Source organism: Geothrix fermentans DSM 14018, assembly GCF_000428885.1.
Taxonomy (GTDB): Bacteria; Acidobacteriota; Holophagae; order Holophagales; family Holophagaceae; genus Geothrix; species Geothrix fermentans.
On record NZ_KE386810.1, the window covers coordinates 394,979 to 412,929 of the forward strand.

Sequence of the window (17,951 nt, forward strand, 5' to 3'; positions counted from 1 at the left end):
AGGCCAGTGCCGACTCGCGAAGGCGCAGCCTGAGCGATGGTCAGCCCGGCCCCTTTGCGCGCAGGCGCAAAGGGGCCGGGCTGACCACGGCACTCGGGGGAACGACTTAGGGCTGCTTCTTCCGACCTGACCCGGTTCATCGCACCCCGATGCATGGGGCCCGGCTTGCCTCCAGGGTAGCCCGCAAAGGGTGTGCCGCGCCAGGGTAAGGCCCCTGCGCGGAGGCGCACCGGCCCTCGAAGTGCCGGATTTCATGGGGTTTTTTAATCGCTGGAAAAATCCGGTGCTGGACCCTTGACACCCCTACATGTTGGGGCCATCCTTTTCTCCCGGCACAACCCCTTGAGGTTTCCCATCAAACCCCCTCCACGGAAGGGGCAGGTTCGTGCGCCTCAAGCGGATGGGTCCCCACCCCGACCGTCCTCCACCCCCCTACCCAGGACCGCACCCATGAAGATCTCCCGCCACTTCACCAAGGCAGGCCACGACCCCCTGGAAGGCTTCCGCTTCGTCCCCCGGACGAGCCGGATCTCCAAGCTCGACGGCACCGTGGTCTTCGAGGCCAAGGACGTGATGGTCCCCGAGGCCTGGTCCCAGGTGGCCGTGGACATCCTGGCCCAGAAGTACTTCCGCCGGAAGGGCATCGACGCCCAGAACGGCGGGGAGAAGGACGCGCGCCAGGTCTTCCACCGGCTGGCGGGCTGCTGGCGGCACTGGGGCGAGACCCACGGCTACTTCGACTCCGCCGACGACGCCCAGGCCTTCTACGACGAGCTCACCTACATGCTCGCCGACCAGATGTGCGCGCCGAACTCGCCGCAGTGGTTCAACACGGGCCTGCACTTCGCGTACGGCATCGCCGGCCCGGCCCAGGGCCACAGCTATGTGGATCCCAAGACCGGCCAGATGATGAGGTCCACCTCGGCCTATGAGCGGCCCCAGCCCCACGCCTGCTTCATCCAGAGCGTGGCCGACGACCTCGTGAACGAGGGCGGCATCATGGACCTGTGGACCCGCGAGGCCCGCATCTTCAAGTACGGCTCCGGCACAGGCACGAACTTCTCCAAGGTGCGCGGCTCGGAGGAGCCCCTCTCCGGCGGCGGCCGCAGCTCCGGCTTGATGAGCTTCCTGGCCGTGGGCGACCGCGCCGCCGGCGCCATCAAGAGCGGCGGCACCACCCGCCGCGCCGCCAAGATGGTCTGCCTCGACCTGGACCACCCCGACATCGAGGCCTTCATCGACTGGAAGGTGACCGAGGAGCGTAAGGTCGCCATGATGGCCGCCGGCAGCGCCGTGGTGCGCCGCCACTGGGACGCCCTCTGCCAGGCCGTGGAAGGCTCCACCTCGAAGGACGCCGACCCCAAGACCAACGAGCCCCTGCGCAAGGCCCTGGCCCGGGCCAAACGCGAGGGCGTGCCCGCCGCTTTCCTCACCCAGTGCCTGGGCCGCCTGGCCGAGGGCGACTTCGAGCGCGACCTCAAGGGCTACGACACCTCCTGGGACGGCGACGCCTACTACACCGTGGGCGGCATGAACTCCAACAACTCCGTGCGGGTGCCCGACGCGTTCATGCGCGCCATGGAGATGGACGGCGACTGGGAGCTGAAGCGCCGCATTGACGGCAAGACCAGCAAGAAGCTCCGGGCCCGGGACCTCTGGGAGAAGGTGAACAAGGCCGCCTGGGCCTGCGCCGATCCCGGCATCCAGTTCGACACCACCATCAACGACTGGCACACCTGCCCCGAGGACGGGCCCATCAACGCGAGCAACCCCTGCTCCGAGTACATGTTCCTGGATGACACCGCCTGCAACCTGGCCTCCCTGAACCTGTGCACCTTCCTCACGGACGATGGCGGCTTCGACCTGGTGGGCTACCGCCACGCCATCCGCCTCTGGACAGTGGTCCTCGAGATCAGCGTGCTCATGGCCCAGTTCCCCAGCGAGGCCATCGCGCAGCGCAGCTACGACTTCCGCACCCTGGGCCTCGGCTACGCCAACCTGGGCGCCATGCTCATGCGCATGGGCATCCCCTACGACAGCGCCGAGGGCACCCAGTGGTGCGCGGCCCTGACGGCCATCCTCACCGGCGACGCCTACGCCGCCAGCGCCGAGATGGCCCATGAGCACGGCCCCTTCCCGGGCTACCAGAAGAATGCCGCCCAGATGCTGCGTGTCATCCGGAACCACCGCCGCGCCGCCTACAACGCCCCGGACTCAGAGTACGAGCAGCTGTCCATCCGGCCCCAGGGGCTCAAGGGCACCGGCGTGCCCAAGCGCATCGTCGAGGCCGCTCGCGAGAGCTGGGACACGGCCCTCACCTACGGCGAGCAGTGGGGCTACCGCAACGCCCAGGTGACGGTGCTGGCGCCCACGGGCACCATCGGCCTGCTCATGGACTGCGACACCACCGGCGTCGAGCCCGACTTCGCCCTGGTGAAGTTCAAGAAGCTGGCCGGCGGCGGCTACTTCAAGCTCGTGAACAGCGCCATCCCCGAAGCCCTCGCCCGCCTGGGCTACGCGCCCTCGCAGATCCAGGAGATCGTGCGCCACGTGGTGGGCTGGCAGGAGATCACCGACGAGACGCCCGGCATCACCCGCGGCATGCTGAAGGGGGCCGGCTGGGCGGAGGAGGAGATCGCCGCCGTCGAGCAGAAGCTCCCCACCGCCTTCGATCCCGCCTTCGCCATCGACGTGGCGCGGCTGAAGGGCGGCTTCAGCGCCGAGCAGGTGGACACCTTCCTGCTGGCCCTGGCCGGCACCATGACCGTCGAAGGCGCGCCCCACCTCAAGGACGAGCACCTCGCCATCTTCGACTGCGCCAACCGCTGCGGACGCACAGGCAGGCGCTACATCGCCCCCATGGGCCACCTGAAGATGATGGGCGCGGCCCAGCCCTTCCTCAGCGGCGCCATCAGCAAGACCATCAACCTGCCCGCCGAGGCCACGGTCACCGAGATCGGGAAGATCTACGACGCCAGCTGGCACCTCATGCTCAAGGCCGTGGCCCTCTACCGCGACGGCTCCAAGATGAGCCAGGCCATGGCGACGAACCTGGACCTGCTGGACGGCGCCGACACCCTGCTCGACGAGTCCGCCACCGCGGCGGAGAAGGCCCCCGCCGTGGCCCAGGCCCTCACGCAGCAGCTGGTGCGCACCTACCGGCGCCGCATGCCCAACCGCCGCGGCGGCTACACCCAGGCGGCCACCGTGGGCGGCACCAAGCTCTACCTCCGCACCGGCGAATACGAGGACGGCAGCCTCGGCGAGATCTTCCTCGACATCCACAAGGAGGGCGCCGCCTTCCGGGCCGTGCTCAACTGCTTCGCCATCGCCGTGAGCATGGGCCTCCAGCACGGCGTGCCGCTCGAAGAGTTCTGCGACGCCTTCCTCTTCACCCGCTTCGAGCCCGGTGGCATGGTCTCCGGCAGCGACACGATCAAGATGAGCACCAGCATCATCGACTTCGTCTTCCGCGAGCTGGCCATCAGCTACCTGGGCCGCTACGACCTGGCCCACGTGGAGCCCGATCAGATCGTGAACGCCGCCACGGGCCTGCGCCCCGGCAGCCAGGCCCCCGGCCTCGCCGCCGCCCTGCCCAGCCTGCCCACGGGCACGCCCCTGCCCTTCCCCGAGGCCGAGGCCACGGGCGCCGCGCCGGCCGCCGCCCCTGCCCCCGTGCAGCCCACCCTCCAGCCTGTCCTGGTGGGCGCACGCGCGGCCGTCAGCGCCGCCCAGGCCGCCCGCGAGAAGGGCTACACCGGCGACCCCTGCCCCGAGTGCGGCCACCTCACCCTCGTCCGCAACGGCGCCTGCATGAAGTGCCAGACCTGCGGCGCGACCACCGGCTGCAGCTGATCCGAGGATCAGATCCACCCCGAAGACGGGAAGACCACGAGGAGGAACGCCTGATTCACCTCGTGGTCTTCCCGTCTTCGGGGTTTCCTCTCTTCAGGTAGTACGGCGCTGGCTCTCCGCCACGGCCGCATCGATCATCCAGCGCGCGATACTGAGGGGGGCGGGAAGCGGGGGGAGGTCGTCGAGGCTGAACCAGCGGGCGTCCTCCAGCTCGGCCGGATCGGGGCGAAGCTCACCCTCCAGGTGCTCGGCGGTGAAGGCCACCATGAGGCCATTGGGGAAGGGCCAGGGCTGGCTGCCGAAATAGCGCAGGTTCTGGACCGTGATGCCCAGTTCCTCGGCCACCTCCCGCTGGACGGCCTGCTCCAGGGACTCGCCGGGCTCTGTGAAGCCCGCGATGGCGCTGTACACGCCGGGCTTGAAGTGGGGCGAACGCGCCAGGGCCAGTTCGCGCACGGTCCCCGCCCCGCGCTGGATGAGCACGATGATGGCCGTGGCATTCGAGGGGAACACCGTCCGGCCGCAGGCCGGGCAGCGCCGCCCGTGTCCCTCGCAGGGTTCCAGGGCCGTGGCGCAGGCGCCGCAGAACCGGTGGCCCGCCTCCCACTCCAGCCACTGGTAGGCCCGCCCGGCCCGCGCCCAATCCCCGGTGTCCATGCGCGGAAAGGCGTCCCGCAACCCGAGGGCCTCCACGCCTTCCGGCCGCGGGTGGTCCTCGGCCACCCGCAGGGCCACATGGCCTTCGGGCAGGCGAAGGCAGGCCTGGGGCTCGAGCGGTACTCCGGGCTCCCGGGGCCCTTCCTCCAAGGGAAGCCACAGCCGGTCGCCCTGGAAGATGAACCTGCGTCCGTCCATGAACCCCATGCTACCGGATACGGTTCGACCTACACGAACAGCACGGCGTGTACGGGCGGCAGGTGCTCGGCGAGGGTGATCCAGTCGTCGCCCTGGTTCTCGCTGATCCACACCGAGCCCGTGGTGGAACCGAAGGCCAAGCGCTCGCCGGTGGTGTCCAGATCGAGGGCGTGACGGTACACCAGGTCGTAGGCCCAGGATCTGGGCAGGCCCCGCTCCAAGGTCTCGAAGGTGCGGCCGCCGTCGCGGGTGCGGTTCACCACCACGCGGCCCTCGGCGGGGATGCGGCGCTCATCCTTGATGGCCGGCACGAACCACGCGGTGTCGGGGTCCTTGGGATGCACCACCACGGGGAAGCCGAAGACCGAGGGCTTCACATCGGTGATCTCGGTCCAGGTCATGGCGCCGTCCGTGCTGCGGAAGATGCCGTTGTGGTGCTGGATCCACCAGGTGTCCGGCGCGCCGGGGCACTGCACCATGCGGTGGGGATCCTGGGATTCCGGCGCCTCCACCAGCTCCGGCGGCGCGTAGTCGGCGCGCATGCCCTTGGTGTGGGCGCTCCAGGTCTTTCCGCAGTCCCGGGTGTGCCACACACCGCCGCTGGAGACGGCCACCACCACATGGTTTCCGTCCCGGGGATCCACGACGACCGAGTGGATGCCCGGCACGTCGGCGCCGCCGCCGGCCCACTTGCGGCGCTCCGGCATGTTCCAGAGGGCCTCCACCATCTGCCAGGTGGCGCCCAGGTCTTCGCTCCAGAAGAGGCCGCCCGGCAGGGTTCCGGCCCAGAGCAGGCCCGGCTGGGACGCCAGCCCCGGCGTCAGGCACCAGAAGCGCATGAGGCGCCAGGGGATCTCCCGGCCCAGGAAGTCCCTTTCGACATGGCCCTCCGGCGGGGTGGGGTAGGCCGGCACGCCGATCTCCTCCCAGGTGGCCCCGCGGTCTTTCGAGCGGTGCAGCTTGGCGCCGAAGTGGCCGTGGTCCAGGGCCGCGTACCAGGTCCCGTCGCGGGGATCCTGCATGGCCAGGGAGACGTTGTCCCCCAGGAAGGAGACCGCCTCGAGATCCCAGACGCCCCGGGCTGTCCTGCGGGCGGAGAAGAGCCCCTTGCGGGTGGAGATCAGCAGCTGGTCCATCTCAGCCTCCGGAAAGAGTCTGCATGACGTAGATCTCGCTGGCCGCGGACACGGGATCCGTGAGTCCCCGGCGATCCGCGACGGGGACGCCATCCACGAAGACCGCCATGTGGAACCTCAGGGCCCCGTGCTCGTCCAGCACGTAGCCGCGGAGCCTCGGATACAGGGCGAAGGCGGCTTCCAGGCTCTCCTGCACCGTGGCGCCCTCCACCGTGCAGGGCGGGCAGGCCACGTGGCGCTGGAGGTTTCTTGTGAATGCGACTCGGGACATGGCGATCCTGGAGGCCCGGACACTTTCCCCCAAGGGCACCTGGCTGTCAAGACAGCGAGTTCCTAGTCGAAACGATCGGAATCATCCCAGCGTTCCCGGTGCGCCTGGGCCCGTTTCTTCGCCTCCGCGAGCTGGGCCTGGGCCTCGTCGAACTCCTCGTCTTCGAGCCGCGTGGGGTCCGGCAGGGGATGTCCGTCCAGCTGGTGGAGAGGCGCGGCGCGGCGCTCCACGCCGACGATCCTGCTCCAGGACTTCTTGCGCCGTTCGACCTGTTCGATCATGGTCCACCTCCGGCTCAAGCCAAGCATAGGTTCCGGACCTGGACCTGCCATTGCAAAAAAGCGCAGGGGGATCGCTCCCCCTGCGCTCTCCGGAAAGGGCGCCCCTACTTGACGAGGCCCAGCTGCTTCACGGCCTGGCGCTCCTCTTCGAGCTCCTTGGCCGTGGCGTCCATCTTGGCGCGGCTGAATTCGTTGATCTCCAGGCCCTTCACGATCTCCACCTGGCCGTTCTTCACGGTGACGGGGTAGCCGTAGACCAGGCCCTCGGGCACGCCGTAGCTGCCGTCGGAGGGGAAGGCCATGCTGGTCCAGTCGCCCTCGGCGGTGCCCAGCGCCCAGGAGCGCATGTGGTCGATGGCGGCGTTGGCGGCGCTGGCGGCGCTGCTGAGGCCGCGGGCCTCGATGATGGCGGCGCCGCGCTTGGCGACGGTGGGGATGAAGGTCTTCTCGTACCACTCGTGGTCATTGACCAGGGCGTGGGCGTTCTTGCCCTCCACCTCGGCGTGGTAGAGGTCCGGGAACTGCGTGGTGCTGTGGTTGCCCCAGATGGTCATCTTCTTGATGGCGGTGACGGGCTTGCCGGTCTTCTCCGCCAGCTGGGAGATGGCGCGGTTGTGGTCCAGGCGCACCATGGCGTGGAACTGGCTGGGCTTGAGCTTGGGCGCGTTGGAGAGCGCGATCAGGGCGTTGGTGTTGGCGGGGTTGCCGACCACCAGCACCTTCACGTTGCGGCTGGCCACTTCGCTCAGGGCCTCGCCCTGGGGCTTGAAGATGCCGCCGTTGGCGGAGAGCAGGTCGCTGCGCTCCATGCCGGCCTTGCGCGGCAGGGCGCCCACGAGTAGCGCATAATCCGCATCCTTGAAGGCGACCTTGGGGTCATCGGAGGTGACGACGCCCGCCAGCAGAGGGAAGGCGCAGTCCTTGAGCTCCATGACCACGCCGTTCAGCGCCTTCAGGGCCGGGGTGATCTCCAGGAGCTGGAGGATCACAGGCTGGTCCTCGCCCAGCATCGCGCCGCTGGCGATGCGGAAGAGCAGGCTGTATCCGATCTGACCGGCTGCGCCGGTGACGGCCACGCGAACGGGGGGCTTCATGCGATCCTCCTGGAAGATGGCTCATTCTATACCTCGCCCCCGGGGTGAAACCCCACCGGCCGGGAATCCGTGATCTAGATCCCTCATCTTGTCAGCCTCATGGAAGAATCCACCGCTTCCGCACCAATAGGAAAGTTCCGTGGTTCATCCTCCGATAGGATGGAATCTGACCGAACCATGCGCCCCCTCCTCCGCTTCTTCCTGACCCTCCTGCTGGCCAGCCTCGCGCTGGCGGGCTCCGCCGCGGGCCTCCCAGGGTCCGGGCGCATGGTCTTCCGGAGCTACGGACCCACCGAAGGCCTGGAACACACCAGCATCACCACCCTGACCCAGGATGCCGAGGGCTTCCTCTGGATCGGCACCGAGGGCGGCGCCTACCGCTTCGATGGCTCGGGTTTCCGGCTCTGGAGCCTGCCCGAGGGCCTGCCTTCCGCCTGGGTGCGCGCCTTCTGGCCCAGCGGCGACGGCGGCCTGTGGATCGGCACCCGCGCCGGCCTCTGCCTGCTGAAGGATGGCCGGATCCGGACCCCGGAGGCCGGCGATCCCCTGGCCTCCGCCCAGATCCACCGCATCCTGGGCGACGCCCAGGGCCGCCTCTGGGTCGCCGCCGAATCCGGGCTGTTCGTGAGCCCCGATGGGACCCTCCGTTTCACGCCCGCCCGAGGCTGGCCCGGCGGCCCGGCCCATGCCCTCGCCCTGGATGGCGAGGGACTCTGGGTGGGCGGCACGGCGGTCCTCCACCACCGGGACGGGAGGGGGGCCTGGCGTGCCTGGGCGGCCGCCGAGGGCCTGCCGGCGGAGCCCGTGAAGGACCTCCTCAAGGTCCCCTCCGACACCCTCTGGATCCGCACCTCCAGCCAGCTCCGGGTGCTCGCCCCCGGGGGCACGCGCCTGGGGCCGCCGGCCCTGGGCCTCCCCTCCCTGGCCGTGAGCGTGTACGAGGAAACCCTCGCCGCGGACGGCGGCGACGGCGTGTTCGTCCCCACCGTCAAGGGGCTCCTCCACCTGACGGACCGGGCCTGGAGGCTCCTGGACGAGCGCCGGGGCCTGCCCTCGGGCTGGGCCAACCAGGCCTTCGTGGACCGCTCCGGCAACCTCTGGGTGGCCAGCCTGGGCCTGCACCGGCTCCAGGGCAGCGGCGCCTGGGAAAACTTCACGCGGCTGGATGGCCTGCCTGCGGACAACGTCTGGGGCCTGCTGCGCGACCGCACCGGCCTGCTCTGGATCGCCACCGCCGGCGGACTCGCCAGTCTGGATGCCAGCGGCCTGACGCCCTACCCACCCGGGGCGGATCTGGTGCTCTACACCCTGAAGGAGGGCCCGGACGGCTCCATTTGGGGGGCCGGCGAACACCCCTTCCTGATCCGCATCAGTCCGGACCGCGCCCGGCTGACCCGCATCCCCCTGCCGCCTTCCCCGAACCTGGCCGTGCCGGTGGCGCTGGCCTTCGATCGCGCCGGGGACCTGTGGGTGGGCACCACCCGCGCGGGCCTCTGGCGGGTCTCGGACCCCGGCGGCCGGGCGGCCTTCCACCAAGTGGAGCTGCCCGGATCCCCGGCCCCGGAGGCCATCACCGCCCTGCACGAGGACGGCCAGGGCCGCCTCTGGGTCGCCACGGACCGGGGCCTGGCGCGCCTGGACCAGGGCCGGTGGCAGCTCTGGGGCCGGGAGATCGGGCTCCATCCCGCTCCCCTCGCGGCCCTGGCCCCCCTTCCCGACGGCACCGCCTGGGTGGCCTACCGGGAGCCCCTGGGCCTCACGCTGATGGATCTGCGGGGCGATGCTCCCAAGGTCCTGCGCCACTGGATCCGGAAGGAGGGCCTCGCCAGCGACTCGGTCTACAGCCTAGCCTCCGACGCCTCCGGGCGCCTGTGGGTGGGCGGCCCCCGGGGTGTCCAGTGCGTGCAGGGGCGGGAGCACCACCTCTTCCGGCGGGAGGACGGCCTCACCAGCACGGACTGCAATCCCTTCTCCACCTGGGTGGACGCCGACGGCGGCGTGTGGTTCGGCTCCACGGCGGGCCTGCTCCACCACCGTCCCGAACCGGGTCCCCGGGCCCAGCGCCTGCCCGAGGCCCGCTTCATCTCCTTCCGCCTGGGATCGCGCCTGTGGGAGCACGCCTTCACGGGCCCCGTGGACCTGGGCGCCGTGCCCTACGGCGACCGCACCCTCTCCGCCCAGTTCACATCCCTCACCTTCGAGCACGAGGGCCGGATCCGCTTCCAGTCCCGCCTCGTGGGCCTGGACGAGGACTGGGTGGACATCGGCACCCGGGACCTGCGCTACTCGGCCCTCTCCCCCGGCACCTACCGCCTGGAGGTCCGCGCCCTCATCGAGGACGGCGGCGCCGGGCCGGTCGCCTCCGCCGCGTTCCGCGTGCTGCGCCCCTGGTGGCTGCGCTGGTGGGCCTGGCCCGTCTGGGCGGGGCTGGCGGTCTGCGCGGGCCTGGGCGCCTTCCGCTGGCGGCTGCGCCTTCTGGAGAAGCGCAACGAGGAACTGAAGGTCCTGGTCTACCAGCGGACGGAGGCCCTGGAGCTGAGCAACCTGGCCCTGGCCACCATCTCCACCACGGACCCCCTCACCGGCCTGCGGAACCGGCGCTACCTGGAGGAGGAGCTGCCCCCGGTCCTCGCCCTCGTCCTGCGCGCCCAGCGCGACCACCTGGCCATGGAGCACAGCCCCAGCGAAGCCTGCCTCGTCTTCGCCATGATCGACCTGGACCACTTCAAGCGCGTGAACGACACCTGGAGCCACGCCGCCGGGGACCTGGCCCTGAAGCAGGTGGCGGACATCCTCCGCCGCGAGGCCCGCGAATCCGACTTCCTCATCCGGTGGGGCGGCGAGGAGATCCTCTTCGTCGGCCACACCTCGGACCTCGACGGCGCGGCCACGGTCGTGGCCCGCCTCCACCAGGCCATCCGGGAGCACGCCTTCGAGCTCGGGACCGGACAGCCCGTGGCCATCACCTGCTCCATCGGCTTCTCGCTCTTCCCCTTCCAGGCGGACCACCTGGAGGCGGCCTCCTGGGAGGACCAGGTGCGCGTGGCGGATCGCTGCCTCTACGCCGCCAAGCGCTCCGGACGCGACGGCTGGGTGGGCGTTGCCGCCCGCGCGGGCCTCCCCGAGGGCCTGGCCCAGCGCTTCGACCAGGGTCCCGCCCTCTGCGCCCAGGCCGGCACCGTGCACCTGCGCCACAGCCCCCGCGAGGGGGACCTGGTCTGGCACTAGGCGCGGCTAGAAGGCCTTGGCCTCCATCTCCTTCACCATCTGCTCCCCGCCCAGCTGGCGCATCTGGCCCAGGATCCAGGCCTGACGTCCCCGGATGTAGTCGCTGGGGGCGTTCGCGCGGAACTTGCGCGGGTTGGGCAGCACCGCGGCCAACAGGGCCGCCTCGCCGGGCGTGAGCCGCTTGGCGGGCTTCCCGAAGTAGGTGCGGGCGGCGGCCTCGGCGCCATAGACGCCGTCTCCGAACTCCACGATGTTCAGGTAGACCTCGAGGATCCGCTTCTTCGACCAGCCCAGCTCGATCATCAGCGTGAACCAGGCTTCGGCGCCTTTCCGGGCCCAGGAGCGCGTGTTCCAGAGGAAGAGGTTCTTGGCCGTCTGCTGGGAGACCGTGGACGCGCCCCGCTTCCGGCGGCTGTGCTCGTTGTGCTGGATGGCCTTCTCGATGGCCTCCCAGTCGAAGCCGAAGTGGTCCGGGAAGTTCTGGTCCTCGGCGGCGATCACCGCCGCGCCCAGGCTGGGCGAGATGTCCTCCAGGGGCACCCAGCGGTGGCGCGAGACGTAGGGCTTGCCGCTGCCCCAGGATTCCACCCGGCGCTGCACCATGAGGGCCGACACCGGCACTGGCACCCAGCGGAACACCAGCACCAGGAGCAGGCTGAGCCCCAGGAACAGGCCCGCCACCCAGCCCAGGACCACCAGGATCCGTCCGCCCCAGCCGCGCTTCTTCTTCGCCATCCCTCCAGGATGCCAGCCCCAGGGCCCGGAATCGCCTCCGCGATTCCGGGATGGGAAAAGGAATCGGGGCCCGGGGCCGCTGTGGCATCCTCGCAGGCGGAGGACGGCATGCGCGAAGCCCTGACGGGACCTGAACTGGTGGCGCTGGTGCGGCGGGTGTTCCAGCCCCGGCCCGGGGAGAAGGCCCTGGCCATCCTGGTGGACCTGCCGGACGCCAAGGTTCCCGATGACCCCAGCTGGGCCGCCCGCCGGGAGATCGCGCGGGCCTGGACGACCGAGCTGAATGCCCACCGCGCCGAGCTGGGGCTGGAGACGCACCTGGTGGTGTACCCCAACGTGCACACCAACAACGGCGATCTGCCGGAGCGGGCCTGGTTCCACGCGGGCGGCCCCCTGCCTTCGGTGGAATCCCTGGATCCCGCGACGTCCATCCGCTTCGCGGACCTCTATGCCGGTCACCCCATCCTCATCGCCCTCACCAAGTTCTCCGCCACGGCGCCCCTCAAGCTGGCGGCGAAGACGCAGCCCATCCGCGCCGCCACCATGCCCGGCTTCCGCGAGGACATGATCCCCGCCCTGCGCCTGGACTACACGGAGGTGAACCGCCGCGTGAACCTCCTGAAGGACCTGCTGGACCGGGCCGAGGGCGCGAACTTCCGCTTCGCCACCCCCGCCGGCCCCTGCGAGCTGCACGTGGATCTGCGCAACCGCACGGGCCACGCCTCCGGCGGCTTGCTGCCCGCGCCCGGCGTGGCGGGCAACCTGCCCTCGGGCGAGGCCTACATCGTGCCCTACGAGGGCGAGCGCGAGGGCAATCCCAGCCGCACGGCCGGCGTCATGCCCGTGCAGTTCGGCGACGAGATCGTGCGCTACCGCATGGAAGGCAACAAGGCCCTGGAGGTGATCAGCGATGGCCCCAGGTCCCGGGAGGAGGCCACCCACCTCGCCCAGGAGCCCGCCTACGGCAACCTGGCGGAGCTGGGGCTGGGCGTGCTGGCCGCCTTCGGCGTGAAGCCCATCGGCGAGATCCTCCTGGACGAGAAGCTGGGCCTCCACCTCGCCTTCGGCCGTAGCGACCACTTCGGCGGCCAGGTGGGCCCCAAGGACTTCAGCGGCCCCGAGGCCGTCATCCACATCGACCGCGTCTACGTCCCCGAGACCCAACCCGACGTGAAGGTGGCCTCCGTGGACCTCCGGATGGCCGATGGGTCCGCAGTGGCGCTCATGCGGAACGGGGAGTACGCCGTGGGGTTCTGATCCCAGCAAACGTCCTCATTCGGAAGAATCAAGGATTCACCACCAAAACACCAAGAACTACGAAAACATTTCCTTTTGCATTTCTTGGTGTCCTGGTGCCTTGGTGGTGACCTTTTTTATTTCCTGATTATCGGCGAGCCTCAGCCAGAAAAGCGGAACGCAGAGGGCGCAGAGACCGCCCTTCGGGCGCACGGAGAGCGCGGAGGGGGCTCGACCCACCATGCGTGGGCCCGCCGAAGGCGGCCTCCGGCGTTGCCGGAGGTCATGGGGGGCGCCAGGGCCGCGCACCCCAAAAAGGGCGCGACCCTGGCGCCCCCCATGGAGCCCACGCTTGCGAAGCTGCACCCCCAAATCAGCCGCAGCCCCGTTTTTCAATCTGTGCAAATCTGTGGACCCGAGGCCGTTTCTCCGTCATCTCCGGCTCCAGCCTTTCATCTTGCGAACATGGGGCTGAGCTTGGCCGAATAAGCAGGTTTTATTTTCTAGATCTGCCGGTCACCCGGAGGTATCTCGGCGCAGCGGCGGCAGAGGCAGACGACGTTGCGGAGTTCCTCCGGGACCCGGGCCAGCGAGACCGGGTTGAAGGTGACGGTGGTGCACCAGCAGGGGGCCTCGAGGTTCCCGCAGGCAGAGGGCACGCAGCCGTTCGGCCCGCCGCAGAGGGGACAGGTCTGCCGTTGGGCGTCGTTCAGTCGGTGGTAGTCGAGGGGCATCGCTGGGGCCGCATCAGGGGCGCAGGGTGGCGATGGTCGCCTGCATGATCGCCACCACCTTCGGAGCGGCTTCAGGCCCGGAGAAGGCCTGGACCTCGCCGGTGCAGACCGTGAGGGACCGGCCCGCATTCTGCACCCGCCCGATGGCCAGGAAGCGCTCGCCGAGGGCGGGCCGCAGGAGGTTGATCTTGAACTCGGCGGTGACCACCTCGCAGCCTGGCGGCGCCTTCGTCAGGGCCGCGTACCCACAGGCGCTGTCGAGGATGCTGGCGATGGCCCCGGCATGGACATACCCGTGCTGCTGCGCCAGCCGCCCCGAGAACGGCAGCGCGATGTGCACCTCCCCCTCCGAGACCAGGGCCAGCTCCGCCCCGAGCGTCGCCATCAGGCCCTGGGCCTGGAAGCTGGTGGTGATCCGATCCTGGAGGTTGGTCATGGTTCGATGGTCCTGGACTGGCGCCGGCAGTTCAATGGCTGGTGAGCAGATTGATGCGGGGTTGCCCCTGTTTGGGATCCACCTCGAGGGTCTGCCAGGTCCAGACCCCCGCGTGCAGCTTGCCGGAGGCATAGAGTCGGGCCTCTCCGTTCGGCCCGCTGATCGGGATGGACATATCGGCTTCTCCCGAGGCGTCGCCACGGGTGCTGATGGAACCTCCGACGGGACCTCCCCCCTGGACGGGAGAACCGAGAAGCTGCACCACGCGCGGGTCCGCGGCTGCCTTCTGGATGGCTTGCTGGTAGGCCCCGGAGCCCTTGAAGGCGGATTCCACCATGCCCAGCGTGAAAAGGAGGAAGCCGGCGATCCCCACCGCCCCGGCGGCGGCCAGTCCGCCGAGGAACAGCCATCGCTTCTTCCTGGCAGCAGGCGCCGGCGCCGGGAGTGCCTCCTCGAACGGCGTGGTGCAGTACGGGCAGATCCTGGCGTGGGACTTGACCCGCTCCCCGCACTGGGAGCAGGCCTTCAGCGGGGCGGCGAACTGAAGCACCAGGAACGCGATCCACGCCCCGAACGGGTGAACGCCGAACCACATCCAATGCGGCGAGCGATGGTTCCGCCGGGCGGCCTTCAAGCCGAGCCAGATGGGCAGAACCCACAGACAGAGAAGCGCCAGGATGCAGCCTGAAATCTCGAGAAAATGCATGCCACCCTCGAAATTTGGTGGTGAACAGTGATGGGCGGTGATGGGCACCACTCTCCCATCCCCGCCCCTCTCCGGCTTGCTTTGTCTTTCCTGGCGCCTTGGCGGTGCTCCTTTTGTTCAGCCGCCCAGAATGCCTCTCACCGCTTCGGATACGCCGGCACCTCCGGGAAGCTCGGCGTCGGGCTCTCCTTGAGCTGCTTCAGCAAGGTCTCGATGCCCACCTCGAGCTGGCGGTCGTGGCCCTGCATGAGGCTGGCGGGGTCGTTCTCCACGGTGAGGTCGGGGTCGGCGCCGTGGTTCTCCACCCACCACTTCCCTTCGCGGCCGTAGAAGCCGTTGTTGCTCTGCTCCACGCGGCCGCCGTCCAGGGTGAACTGGGTGTTGATGATGCCGACGAGGCCGCCCCAGCTGGGCACGCCCACGATGGGGCCCAGCTTGCGGGCCTTCACGTGCTCGAGGAAGGCCTCACCGTCGCTGCCGTTCTGCTCGTTGGTGAGGAAGACGTAGCGGCCGTCGCTGGCGGTGCCGGGGTAGCGGAAGGGGCCCATGCCGCGCAGGACATTGAAGCCCACCTGCTTGCGCTCCAGCTTGTCGATCATGAAGAACTCGGTCCAGCCGCCGCCATTGCCCCGCACATCGATGACGATGCCCTTCTTGTAGCGGAAGGCCCGCCAGTACTTGTCGAACTGGCCGATGTTCTGGTCGCCCATGGCCGTGAGGTGCATGTAGCCCAGCTGGCCGCCCGAGGCCTTGTCCACGGCCGCGATGTTGTCCGCCACCCAGCGCTCGTAGCGCAGCTCCCGGTCCTGGGGGAGGGGCTCCACCTCGACGGTGCGGGCGCCGTCCATGGTGGGCTTCGCGTTCACTGTCAGCATGATCTTCTGCCCCTTGATGACCTGGAGGCGGGCGCCGATGGCCTCGGGCGCCTTCAACGGCCTGCCGTCCACCGCCAGCAGGTAGTCCCCCTCCTTCACCAGGGGCGCGGGGTTGGCCAGGGGGGCCTTGAGGTCGCGGGCATAGGCCGTGGGGCCGTACACCTTGGCGAAGCGGTAGAGGCCGTTCTCGGCGCGGAAGTCGGCGCCCAGCTGGCCCGTGTAGACCGGGCTCGGCAGGGGCCGGCCGGGACCGGGGTCGCCTCCGGAGACGTAGGTGTGGCTGACATTCAGCTCGCCCACCATCTGGCTCAGCATCCAGTTCAGCTCCTGGCGGGAGTTCAGCTCCGGCAGCCAGGCGCGGAACTTGGCGCCGATGGCGTTCCAGTCGTTGCCGTTCATGCTGGGGGACCAGAAGAAGTCCCGGTACCAGCGCCAGGTGTCCTCGAAGATCTGCTTCCATTCGGCCCGGGGATCGACGGTCATGGTCATCCGTTCCAGATCTAGCTTCTCCGGCAGGGCCTTGGTGGTGAACACCGTCGCGGCGTCGCCCGCATGGAAATTGGGGCCCTTGCGGAGGAGCAGGCGCCTGCCCTCGGCATCGAACGTCCAGTCGCTGATGGCGTCCGTCAGCACCACCTCCTTGTCCTTCTTGGCGGAGGCGTCGTAGAGGTGCAGCTTCCACTTGTCGGCGCCGCGGGGCGTGTAGAACTCCTCCACCACATTGTCGTCCCAGCCCTCGACCTCGCTCCAGCCCACCAGGCCCTTGCCCGCCTTGAGGTGGAAGAGGTTGCCCGGCTTCACGGGCAGGGGCGCGATGCGGTCCGAGAGGCCCGCCACGTCGATGCGGAAGGCGCCGGAAGCGGAGGACGAGGCCCCGCCCTTCTCCTCGCCGGCCCTCAGCTTCACGGCCATGACCTGCACGGGCGCGGACTGGATGTGGTTGTCCTGGCTGGGGTCGAGCTTCACATGGAAGTTGCTGTAGCTCAGGAAGTAGAGGGTGCTGCCGTCCTGGTCGAACCGGGGGTTGACGCAGTCGTAGAAGCCATCCGTGAGGGCCACCTTCTGCTTCGTGGCCAGGTTGAAGAGGACGATGCGGCCGTTGCGGCTGGGCTCCACCACCGAGTAGGCCACCCACTGGGAGTCCGGCGCCCAGGCGTAGTCGCTCACCTCCCAGGTGAACTGGTCGTTCTTCAGGTCGTGGAACTCGTCGATCTTGGTGAGCTTCTTCGTGGCCACGTCGATGACGTAGATGGCGAAGCTCTTGTCGCCGAAGAGGAGCTTGGTGCCGTCCGGGCTCCACTCCAGGTGGTAGAGGGTGGTGTTCAGACCCGTGGGGATGCGCTCCGCCGCGCCGCCGTCCGCGGGCTGCACGTAGAGGTCGTAGCCCCCGCTGGCATCGCTGAAGTAGGCCACGCGCCTGCCGTCGGGCGAGAGCCGGGGCATGCGCTCGCGCACACCGGGCGTCTGCGTGAGGTTCCTGGCCGGCTTCGTCGCATCCGTGGGCAGGAGGAAGACCTCGCCCCGGGCCTCGAAGACGGCCGTGCCGCCCGTCAGGCTCATGGCCTGGATCCAGTCCTTGGGGTTCACGGGCCGGGGCGCGGCCTTCCAGCCGTCGCTGGCGGTGGTGACGGGCACGGGATGGACGGCCTTCGTGGCCAGATCGAGGGCCTGGAGGTGACCACCCTGCACGAAGACGACCGTACGGCCGTCCGTGCTGGGCTGCTGGGCGTCGAAATCCTTGAGGTCCGTGAGCTGCTCAACGGCCTTGGTGGCGGGGTCCACGGCGTAGAGGTTGGTGATGCCGCTGGCGGCGCGGTCGGACTCGAAGAGCACCCGGCCGCCGGCCCAGATGGGGGCGCCGTTGCGGCCCACATAGTCCGTCAGCTCCGTGAAGGTCCCGGTCTTCAGATCCGCCAGCCACAGGTCCTGGCGTAGCCCGCCCTTGTAGCGCTTCCAGTAGTACTCGACATGCCCCTTGGAGCTGTAGGCGAGGCGCTGGCCATCCGGCGACAGGGTGCCCTGGACGGCCCGGGGAACCGCGAGGGCGATGGGTTCGTGCCCCTCGAGATCCACGGTGAAGAGCCGCTCGATGGGGCGGCGGTCATGCCCGCCGAGGGCCTTGACGACCACCTGGCGGCTGTCCGGCGTCCAGCCCTGTACCGCAACGTATCCGGTCCAGGTGAGGCGCTTCGGCGCGCCGCCCCCGGCGGGCATGACGTAGGCCTCAGTGGCCCCGTCGTACTGGGCGCTGAAGGCGATCCACCGGCCGTCGGGACTGAAGCGGGCCGCGGTCTCCAGACCCGGGTGGGTGGTCAGGCGCCGGGCGGGGCCGCCGCTGAGGGAGCCGAGCCAGAGATCGTCCTCCCAGGTGAACACCACCCGCTCCCCGCGCACATCCGGCGAGCTGACGAAGCGGGGCGCGCGATCCTGGGCCACGAGGGCGCAGGCCACGAGAAGCACGGCGGAAGCACGGAAGGGCATCAAAGACTCCGGTGGGGGTTGACCACCA

Annotated in this window: 13 protein-coding genes and 1 other RNA gene; 3 read left to right on the top strand and 11 right to left on the bottom strand. The window is 69.6% G+C overall.

The genetic code is table 11. The annotated features are described in order from the left end of the window. Nucleotides 1-70: 70 nt before the first annotated feature. Nucleotides 71-166, bottom strand: an RNA gene (ffs, locus tag G398_RS20470) — signal recognition particle sRNA small type. Nucleotides 167-450: 284 nt separating this feature from the next. Here ffs and G398_RS0112335 point away from each other — a divergent pair. Continuing rightward, nucleotides 451-3,855 (top strand): adenosylcobalamin-dependent ribonucleoside-diphosphate reductase, encoded by a 3,405-nt coding sequence (locus tag G398_RS0112335; RefSeq protein WP_026853803.1) that lies wholly within the window; start codon nt 451-453, stop codon nt 3,853-3,855. 93 nt (nt 3,856-3,948) lie between these two features. Here G398_RS0112335 and nudC read toward each other — a convergent pair whose 3' ends face one another. The 5 genes from nudC to G398_RS0112360 all read right to left on the bottom strand — a co-directional run bounded on the left by nudC (nt 3,949) and on the right by G398_RS0112360 (nt 7,492). Continuing rightward, nucleotides 3,949-4,710 carry an NAD(+) diphosphatase gene (gene nudC / locus G398_RS0112340; RefSeq protein WP_169720665.1) on the bottom strand — a complete coding sequence of 254 codons (762 nt, stop codon included), beginning with the start codon at nt 4,708-4,710 and terminating at the stop codon, nt 3,949-3,951. A 29-nt stretch (nt 4,711-4,739) separates the two neighbouring features. Then, nucleotides 4,740-5,846 (bottom strand): sialidase family protein, encoded by a 1,107-nt coding sequence (locus G398_RS0112345; protein WP_026853805.1) that lies wholly within the window; start codon nt 5,844-5,846, stop codon nt 4,740-4,742. 1 nt (nt 5,847) lies between these two features. Then, nucleotides 5,848-6,117, bottom strand: coding sequence for a MoaD/ThiS family protein (locus tag G398_RS0112350; protein WP_026853806.1), 270 nt, complete (start codon nt 6,115-6,117; stop codon nt 5,848-5,850). A gap of 62 nt (nt 6,118-6,179) precedes the next feature. Beyond that, entirely contained in the window at nt 6,180-6,398 is a 219-nt protein-coding gene (locus tag G398_RS0112355; protein WP_026853807.1) for a hypothetical protein, read from the bottom strand. A gap of 104 nt (nt 6,399-6,502) precedes the next feature. Continuing rightward, nucleotides 6,503-7,492 carry a malate dehydrogenase gene (locus G398_RS0112360; RefSeq protein WP_026853808.1) on the bottom strand — a complete coding sequence of 330 codons (990 nt, stop codon included), beginning with the start codon at nt 7,490-7,492 and terminating at the stop codon, nt 6,503-6,505. 177 nt (nt 7,493-7,669) lie between these two features. On the opposite strand from G398_RS0112360, the gene G398_RS22040 reads away from it, so the two are divergent. Further along, nucleotides 7,670-10,720, top strand: a complete 3,051-nt coding sequence (locus tag G398_RS22040; RefSeq protein WP_043484919.1) for a ligand-binding sensor domain-containing diguanylate cyclase — start codon at nt 7,670-7,672, stop codon at nt 10,718-10,720. A gap of 6 nt (nt 10,721-10,726) precedes the next feature. Here the strand turns inward: G398_RS22040 and mtgA are convergent, their stop codons facing one another. Further along, on the bottom strand, nt 10,727-11,455 hold the full coding sequence (gene mtgA, locus G398_RS0112370; protein WP_026853809.1) for a monofunctional biosynthetic peptidoglycan transglycosylase: 729 nt from the start codon (nt 11,453-11,455) through the stop codon (nt 10,727-10,729). A gap of 108 nt (nt 11,456-11,563) precedes the next feature. Between mtgA and G398_RS18310 the strand changes: the two genes are divergently transcribed. Beyond that, nucleotides 11,564-12,712, top strand: coding sequence for a M29 family metallopeptidase (locus G398_RS18310; RefSeq protein ID WP_052571914.1), 1,149 nt, complete (start codon nt 11,564-11,566; stop codon nt 12,710-12,712). Nucleotides 12,713-13,194: 482 nt separating this feature from the next. Here G398_RS18310 and G398_RS0112380 read toward each other — a convergent pair whose 3' ends face one another. The 4 genes from G398_RS0112380 to G398_RS0112395 all read right to left on the bottom strand — a co-directional run bounded on the left by G398_RS0112380 (nt 13,195) and on the right by G398_RS0112395 (nt 17,923). Next, nucleotides 13,195-13,425: a cysteine-rich CWC family protein gene (locus G398_RS0112380; protein ID WP_052571915.1), complete on the bottom strand. Its 231-nt coding sequence runs from the start codon at nt 13,423-13,425 to the stop codon at nt 13,195-13,197. A gap of 13 nt (nt 13,426-13,438) precedes the next feature. Beyond that, nucleotides 13,439-13,861, bottom strand: coding sequence for a PaaI family thioesterase (locus G398_RS0112385; RefSeq protein ID WP_026853811.1), 423 nt, complete (start codon nt 13,859-13,861; stop codon nt 13,439-13,441). A 31-nt stretch (nt 13,862-13,892) separates the two neighbouring features. Next, entirely contained in the window at nt 13,893-14,567 is a 675-nt protein-coding gene (locus G398_RS19860; protein WP_052571916.1) for a cytochrome c oxidase assembly factor Coa1 family protein, read from the bottom strand. Nucleotides 14,568-14,704: 137 nt separating this feature from the next. Beyond that, on the bottom strand, nt 14,705-17,923 hold the full coding sequence (locus G398_RS0112395; protein WP_026853812.1) for a S41 family peptidase: 3,219 nt from the start codon (nt 17,921-17,923) through the stop codon (nt 14,705-14,707). Nucleotides 17,924-17,951 lie beyond the last annotated feature (28 nt).